This is a genomic window from Protofrankia sp. Cr1, from assembly GCF_963555865.1.
Lineage (GTDB): Bacteria > Actinomycetota > Actinomycetes > Frankiales > Frankiaceae > Protofrankia.
Window position 1 is genome coordinate 3919 of record NZ_CAUVXO010000524.1, and the last position, 1217, is coordinate 5135.

General features: G+C 66.1%; 2 protein-coding genes. Both read right to left on the reverse strand.

What is annotated here, in order from left to right; all coding sequences use genetic code 11:
- Positions 1-401: SRPBCC family protein (locus tag U9980_RS25100; RefSeq protein WP_322770187.1), on the reverse strand; the 401-nt coding region annotated here is incomplete at its 3' end.
- Between the two features lie 125 nt (positions 402-526).
- Positions 527-1217, reverse strand: a 691-nt coding sequence (locus U9980_RS25105) for a maleylpyruvate isomerase family mycothiol-dependent enzyme (RefSeq protein WP_322770188.1), incomplete at its 5' end; no start/stop codon positions are given.

Consider the following 1217-nt stretch of genomic DNA (forward strand, 5'->3'; position numbering starts at 1 on the left):
AGCGATGTTTCAAGAGCAGTCTGCGCGGAGGTGGTGAGTCGTCTGCCCCCGATTCTGACCATGGTGCCGGTGAATTCGTTCGTAACGGTGACCCGGGTGCCTCCCTCGACCGTGTCGACCTCGTAGGACGTCTGGACGGAGGTATTCATCGGACCGAGGCCTTTGAACTCCAGCAGCCGTGGTGGCTCCACCGTCGTGATCGTCCATCTGACCTCGGCGGACGTTCCCATGTTCGATATTTTCTGGGTGAACGTCGACGACGGCTCGAGGGCCGCGGGTGCTCCTTTGGGGAAGGAGATGTGCACGGTGTTCCAGTCCGGATACCTGGACAGGTCGGTCAGCGTAGCCCATACCCTATCCAAGGGTGCGATACAGAGCGCACTCGCCGAAACAGTCGCCATGGTCGAATCTTCGCTGCTGCGGCGAATACCTGTCAACAGCCACGTTGCGGTTCTTGCTATCCCGCCGGCGTGCTATTCAGAGCGGCCGGAATCGGCGTCGAATCCGCCATCCCGGACACCCTGTGTCACCGCCCAGGCAGCAGTGCTTGGATGAGTTCTGCGGAACCGAGGACTATGAGGCCGTCCGAGTCCGGCGCCACCCGTCCCCACAGCGCCAGCAGTACCTTGTCGGCCGGTCCGCGCAGCACCCCGTCCCCTTTCGCGTGGCCGACGCTCACCTCGACCGTCGTGCCGTCCAACCGGACCAGCCATTCCCCATCGGTGTCGGTGAGGTGTACGTGCGCGCTTCCGTCGGCGGCGACCGGCGTCACCCCGGCCGCCCTGGCGGCCGGAAGCAGGACGGTGAGCACCTCGTCCACCCCGTCAGCGGCGAAGGTCGGCTCGACCGTCCATGTCAGGCCGGCGCAGTTCGCCGCGTCGTACCGGTGTACGAGCAGTTCGTGTGCCAGCCTGCGGGGCCAGAATCGGGCGATCTTCGGCGCCAGCGTGAAGTTCCACGCGGGCAGGTCGGCGTCGACCGAGGTGAGGATGTCGACCGCCAGGTCGAGACATTGATGGTAGTAGTCGATCAGTTCGGTGTCGTCGGTCGGCGGCGGTCCGACCCGCTCCGGCGGCTGCGTCGTCGCCCGGCGTATGTGGGTCGTCTGGGCCTCCAGCACACGTCCGACATGACCGACAAGCCGGCGGGCATCCCAGCCGGGACATGTGGGCACCGGGCGGTCGAGGTTGCCGGTCACGGCGCTCAGCAGCGCCTCG